The organism is Shewanella sp. A22 (assembly GCF_053850585.1).
The window spans coordinates 1-6,688 of record NZ_JBSQBN010000177.1; the positions used below are offsets into that span (position 1 = coordinate 1).

Annotated in this window: 6 protein-coding genes; 5 read left to right on the plus strand and 1 reads right to left on the minus strand. The window is 41.2% G+C overall.

What is annotated here, in order from left to right; translation table 11 throughout:
• Positions 1–145 precede the first annotated feature (145 nt).
• On the plus strand, positions 146–1,912 hold the full coding sequence (locus tag ACWXWT_RS19465) for a S8 family serine peptidase (RefSeq protein WP_456043226.1): 1,767 nt from the start codon (positions 146–148) through the stop codon (positions 1,910–1,912).
• Between the two features lie 20 nt (positions 1,913–1,932).
• Complete coding sequence (locus ACWXWT_RS19470; protein WP_456043227.1) at positions 1,933–2,400, plus strand: hypothetical protein; 468 nt, start codon at positions 1,933–1,935, stop codon at positions 2,398–2,400.
• 111 nt (positions 2,401–2,511) lie between these two features.
• On the opposite strand, the gene ACWXWT_RS19475 is transcribed toward ACWXWT_RS19470, so the two are convergent.
• Entirely contained in the window at positions 2,512–3,054 is a 543-nt protein-coding gene (locus tag ACWXWT_RS19475; RefSeq protein ID WP_456043228.1) for a mechanosensitive ion channel domain-containing protein, read from the minus strand.
• Between the two features lie 150 nt (positions 3,055–3,204).
• Between ACWXWT_RS19475 and ACWXWT_RS19480 the strand changes: the two genes are divergently transcribed.
• The 3 genes from ACWXWT_RS19480 (at position 3,205) to ahpF (ending at position 6,436) form a co-directional block, all read left to right on the plus strand.
• Positions 3,205–3,948 carry a spermidine synthase gene (locus tag ACWXWT_RS19480; protein ID WP_137223200.1) on the plus strand — a complete coding sequence of 248 codons (744 nt, stop codon included), beginning with the start codon at positions 3,205–3,207 and terminating at the stop codon, positions 3,946–3,948.
• Between the two features lie 241 nt (positions 3,949–4,189).
• Positions 4,190–4,759 (plus strand): alkyl hydroperoxide reductase subunit C, encoded by a 570-nt coding sequence (gene ahpC / locus ACWXWT_RS19485; protein WP_456043229.1) that lies wholly within the window; start codon positions 4,190–4,192, stop codon positions 4,757–4,759.
• A gap of 111 nt (positions 4,760–4,870) precedes the next feature.
• Entirely contained in the window at positions 4,871–6,436 is a 1,566-nt protein-coding gene (gene ahpF / locus ACWXWT_RS19490) for an alkyl hydroperoxide reductase subunit F (RefSeq protein ID WP_456043230.1), read from the plus strand.
• The last annotated feature ends 252 nt before the right edge of the window (positions 6,437–6,688 follow it).

Sequence of the window (6,688 nt, forward strand, 5' to 3'; positions counted from 1 at the left end):
AAAGTCTCTTTGAAGTGGTCAATATGCATGGTGAGCTCCCGAAAAAAGGGAGTATAAGATCATAGCTAAATGTTAACGTCAAATCGTGTGTTAAGTTGATTGAAAAACGTTCACGATCTCGCCCTGAGCTGAGTCGGTATCGACTTTGACAATTGATATAAATGGCGGTGATCCTCTTTATGTGCATCAATGGCATCTAAATAATTCAGGTCAAAGCTCTTTTGCCAATAACCGTGGTAAAGCAGGTGAAGACATCAATGTGGCTGAAGCAATTGCCTCAAAAGTGTTTGGTGAAGGTATTACTGTTGCTGTGGTTGATGATGGTTTAGAAATTGCTCATCCCGATCTTGAAAATAATACCGTTACTGGCGGGTCATATAACCTCATAACGGGTACTGTAGATCCAACACCATTCAGTGGTGCTTCTGGCCATGGTACAGCCGTTGGCGGTATTATTGCCGCGGAAGGTTGGAATGATATTGGTGGTCGCGGTGTTGCTCCAAGGGCAAAATTAATAGGTTTCAATTTTTTAGATCGCGACCCAACAGGTGCTGTTGCTAGTGTTCAAACCTTTGAAAATTTTGTTAAATCACATGGTGGAAGTTCTTATAGCGATTATGCGCGCGTCTTTAATCAAAGCTATGGTTATAGTGTGCCATTTCCACATGGTTTTGATGAAGACGAACTTGAAGTGTATGCAGATAGCGCAACAAAAAGTGCAGATGGAAAGGGTAGTATTTTTGTAAAATCAGCGGGTAACGGTTACCGATATTACAGTTCTTATGGTACGCTTTGGATACCTGGGGATTATTTTTCTGCTCGAGACTTAGGTATTCCTGCTAACAAAGGTTTACCATTTCACAACTCGAACATGTCTACGGATAACGCTAACGTTTATAACTTAGTCGTGAGCGCTATTAATGCAAAAGGCGAGCTTTCTAGCTATTCATCTGTTGGGGCTAATATATTTGTTACTGCGCCAGGTGGTGAATTCGGTGGAGATGATCCTGCAATCGTGACCACTGACAGAGAAGGTTGCGAGAATGGCTATGCTATTACCGAAGACCGTCCTAGCACACCGTTCCATGGTGGCTTGCATCCGTTAAACTTAGATTGTAACTATACTTCTACCATGAATGGTACTTCGTCTGCTGCGCCTAATACGTCAGGGGCTGTTGCCATGATCATGAGTGCTAATCCATCACTCACATGGCGGGATGTTCGACATGTACTAGCAACAACAGCAAGTAAAGTTGATGCCGATATTGAAGCTAAAACAGTTAAATTGGGTATGGCAGAGGATGCGCTAGAGTACACTGCAATTGCGGGTTGGGAAACGAATGCTGCAGGTTTACACTTCCACAATTTATATGGTTTTGGTCGAATAGATGTGAGTGCAGCTGTTGCAGCGGCTAAAGACTATCAGACTGAGCTTGGTGAGTATGTTGTCACTGACTGGATAGGCTCTGAGGATTTAGCGAAAGTTATCCCTGATCAAGACTTAACTGGAGCCACCGATACAGTGGTCATCGAAGACGACTTGATCGTCGAAGCGGTTCAGATTGAACTAACAGCAGACCACCTTCGTTTACCCGACCTTGCCGTTGAGCTCATCTCTCCAGCAGGAACAAAAAGCGTTGTGATGACGCCTTATAATGGAATGGTGTATCAAGGGGTTATGGATGCAACTGATCCGGATGATTTAGTCACTGGTTATGACAAAACACCTATGTTGTCGAACGCATTTTATGGTGAGTCGACCAAGGGGGAATGGACACTGAAAGTGATAGACGTAAATAGTGGCACATATGAGTTCATTAAGTTTGATACGGGTTATATTAATATTGCTAATGAAGCCAATGGTGAGCTAAAAGGTTGGTCTATTCGTTTCCACGGCCATATGGCAGGTTAAACTAATTTAGGAGTATCAATATGAAATTAATACATTTAACCATACTTGCAGTAGCGATCTCGATGTCTTCACAGTCATTAGCTCACGATAAACTTTATTTATCAGAAGATGGTATGAAGAAAAATAATGCTGCCAGTGTCTCTAGAGCTGAATTTTTAGGTTTAGATAACAACCATTACGTGCAAACACCAAAGGGTGTTCAAAAGGCCCAAAAGCTAAGCAAAAACCAAGTTTTAGTAACTCAAAACGGTGCACCTTTTGGAACCCTAACAGGACAATTAGTGGTTAAGTTAAAAGATGGTGTGGATGCGGCTGAATTTGCACAATCTATGGGATTAAAATTGGAATGGAAGAATGATAACAATTTAGTTATTTTCGCTGCACCAGAAAATGCAGAGCTACTTAGTTTGTTAGAATCTGTTAAAGCAACTGGGAATGTATTGCGAGCCAAGCTTGATCGCGCTGTCAATAAGCATGAAATTCAATAATGTAAATTTTATATAATCTTGTCCAAATAAACGAAAAAGGTCAATATCAAAATATTGGCCTTTTTTATACTTAAAATCCGTTAACTTAATGGCTTATACTTGCTATTTACATTAGCTATTACGTTTAGGTATTACCCGTCTTTCAAGTGGCTTTTTCTTTAACGGTTGGTCATTAGATAGTTTGATCACGCCTTTTTGCAGTAAAAGGCTGTTTGGGTATGTCATCACGTCACCAGACTCGCGTTTAATTAAAATGTGAAATAATGCGATTTCAACAATCACTCCAGACATATCCTCGTCTTTTTCGACAATTCTAATTCGGTCACCAATGCGATACGGGAAGACAAAAAAGATCAACACTCCGGCAGTAATATTGCTGAGAATTGACCATTGGGCGAACAAGGCCACGCCTAATACAGCAAAAGCAGATGATACAAATAGTGAGACGTCTTGGTAACCTAACCCCAGTGATACAGCCATAACTGACAGCGTAACAAAAAACATAAAGTAAGAAATAAGTCGAGTCACTAAACGACTGCGTACCTCGTTAACTTGCTTTTTTTGCGCATGCTGTTTTATCCAATTTTTGACTTGGCGCTGTGCAAATAAGAATACCGCTAAATATAAAACACACATCAGCAACTGATAAAACATGTTAATTACCTGCCAGATAATGAATAGAAATAATCGAGTCGCTAGCGCTAATTGGTGTAATTACGCCCAGACTTGATACTTTCATTTGGGGTACAATACGGTTTTGTTGTTGGTTAACTTAATTAGCCAAGCCTCCCCGTAGAGTAAAGTATGTCCGATTATAAAGTATTGCATGTCGACAGTGATAGTGTTGGTGATTTTTGTGTGCTCGACGATGGTGATTTTAGACTATTGTCCTTTGGTGATAACGACGAGCAAAGCAAAATGTATAAAGCCCAACCGCACGTGCCACAACATACTTATGTTCAAGCCATGCTTGCGGTATTGTTATTTACTCAACCCAAAAGTGTAATTATTTTAGGCTTAGGTGGCGGAGCATTAGTACATTCACTTCGGCATGTTGATGCCGCGATTAAAATTACCGCAGTTGAATTACGTGAACGCGTAATAGAAGTGGCCAAACGGTTTTTTCAATTACCCTTGAGTAAAAAGCTGAACTTAGTTCATCAAGATGCCAATGAATTTTTACAACGTGCAGAGCACAAAAAAGTCGATGTGATTTTTGCCGATATATACAGCAATAAAGGTGTAGACAAGCAGCAGTTATCGACATTATTTATTGGTCAAGCAAAGCAACTGCTTAAAGCTGATGGTTTTTTAGTGCTTAATTGTTGGAAAGAACACAGTCGCGATATACAGCTCCGTGACACACTTTATAGTCACTTTACTCACGTTTATGCTTGTTTAACCGGGGGCGGGAACTGGGTTGTTTATGCCACCAATGGCATTAATAGCTTTGGCGCGGCTAACAATAAACAAGCATTACAAGCATTATCGCAAAAGCTTGATACCAACATTAGCCGTGTATTAACGCGGTTTGGTGCGTGGGAATAGCCTTAATGAGTTAATCCGATTACTCGATGTATGAGGCAGGCTTAAGGCCGGCGTTCGGTTAAATCGATTAACAATTAGTTTAATGTAAAAAACCGATTAGAATGATAGTTTTTATCCGTTATACTTAATGTCGCTCCATCGCTATTATGATTCACATCAGATGACGAACACATTGTTCAACATCACCGACACCATATTGGTTTCGGGTTAAACGTTAATCTTAATCTCAATGGAGCATGACATGACACAATCTATCATCAACAGCACTATCAAGCCATTCAAAGCAACTGCATTTCACAACGGTGCATTCGTTGACGTTACCGAGCAAGACTTATTAGGTAAGTGGTCAGTAGTCTTTTTCTACCCAGCAGACTTCACTTTTGTTTGTCCTACTGAATTAGGCGACATGGCTGATCATTACGAAAAGCTACAAGCAATGGGTGTTGAAGTGTACTCAGTATCAACTGACACGCATTTTACACACAAAGCTTGGCATTCAAGTTCAGACACAATCGGTAAAATCACTTATCCAATGATTGGTGACCCAACTGGCGCAATCACTCGTAACTTCGGTGTGATGATTGAAGAAGACGGTTTAGCACTTCGTGGAACTTTCGTGATGAACCCTGAAGGCGAAGTTAAAGTTGCTGAAATCCATGACCTAGGTATTGGCCGTAGCGCTTCAGAACTTGTTCGTAAAATTCAAGCTGCACAATATGTTGCCACACACGACGGTGAAGTATGTCCTGCTAAATGGCAACCAGGTGAAGAAACACTCGCTCCTTCAATTGACCTAGTCGGTAAAATCTAACCACTAAGTTCACCCTTAGGTTAGTAATATCATCTCCAGTTGGTCGGTGCGCCCCCGGCACCGACTAACACTTCCTACACTTATTCACCGTTTTCCCTATTAGGAGTTGTTATGTTAGATGCGAATGTAAAAAATCAACTGAAAACCTATCTGCAAAACCTCAAGCGCCCAGTTGAACTTGTCGTATCTGCAGATGATTCAAACAAAGGCAAAGAACTAACCAGCCTAGCCCAAGACATTGTTGACTCATCAGACTTAGTGTCAGTGACGTATCAACAAGGTAAACGCACACCAAGCATGAGCGTGATTAACCCACAAAATAATAGCAATATTACTTTTGCTGGTTTGCCAATGGGCCATGAATTTACCTCACTAGTGCTGGCACTATTACACAGCGGCGGACATCCGATTAAGTTGGATGCGGATATCATTGAACAAATCCGTCAATTGCCTGGTGAATTCCATTTTGAAACTTATATTTCGTTAAGTTGCCAAACCTGCCCTGAAGTGATCCAAGCACTGAATATGATGGCAGCTATTAACCCAAACATTACTAACGTGATGATCGACGGTGCGCTTTTCCAACAGGAAGTGAGCGATCGCAACATCATGTCAGTCCCATCAGTATTTTTAAATGGCGAAGCTTTCTCTGTAGGTGCCATTAGCGTTGTTGAAGTACTGAATAAATTAGATAAAAATGCCGCGGGCAGACAAGCCGAGCAATTAAACCAAAAGTCAGTTTTTGATATGTTAGTGGTTGGTGGTGGCCCTGCAGGCGCTGCAGCGGCAATTTACTCTGCCCGTAAAGGCTTAAATACCGGTATTGTGGCCGATAAGTTTGGTGGTCAAGTTGCAGAAACGGTCGGTATTGAAAACTTTATCTCTGTGTCTAAAACCGAAGGCCCTAAATTGGTTGCCAATTTAGAAGCCCACGTTAATGATTATGACGTCGATATTATGCAAAATCAGCGCGCGCTAAGTCTCGCTAAAAATGGTCTATTTGATGTGACCTTGGAAAGTGGCGCCACATTAAGCAGTAAAACGATAGTATTGGCCACAGGTGCACGTTGGAGAGAAATGAACGTCCCTGGTGAGCAAGAGTATCGCGGTAAAGGCGTAGCATATTGCCCGCACTGTGATGGGCCACTATTTAAAGGCAAACGCGTAGCGGTAATTGGCGGCGGTAACTCAGGTATTGAAGCGGCTATCGATCTTGCAAACATTGTTGAACACGTTACGGTACTTGAGTTTGATAGTAAGTTACGTGCTGACGAAGTCTTACAGCGAAAAGCTAAATCAATGGGTAATATCACTATTATTACTCAAGCCATGACCACAGAAGTTCAAGGTGACGGTACCCGTGTTACAAGCTTAAATTACACAGATCGTGCAACAGGCGACAATCATAACGTTGAGTTAGCAGGTATCTTTGTGCAAATTGGTTTAGTACCAAATACCGAGTGGTTAAAAGGGGTTGTTGATATGACTTCTCGCGGCGAAATCATTGTCGATGAACGAGGCCAAACTTCTATCCCTGGCGTATTTGCCGCAGGTGATGTAACTAATACCCCGTTCAAGCAAATTATTATTGCCATGGGGAGCGGTGCAACTGCATCACTGGGTGCGTTTGATTATCTGATTAGGCATTCAGAAGATATTGAGGTTAAGGCTGCTTAATGCATTGTGAGACCCAGTTTAATGGAGATTTTATCGTCTTCTATAATAAAAAGAGCCAGCATTTAGCTGGCTCTTTTTGTTATATTTAAATAGAACCTTTCAACATATCGATTTGTAATCTATAAATAATACCAATCTCATTAAATATCTGGTCAGTTCAGAGTCTCTCAGGTTTTTCAATTCAAGGCACATTGATGTAGAAATGGTTGTTGCCTTTTAAATCGATGTAACACAGAAGTGGAATACCTGAGA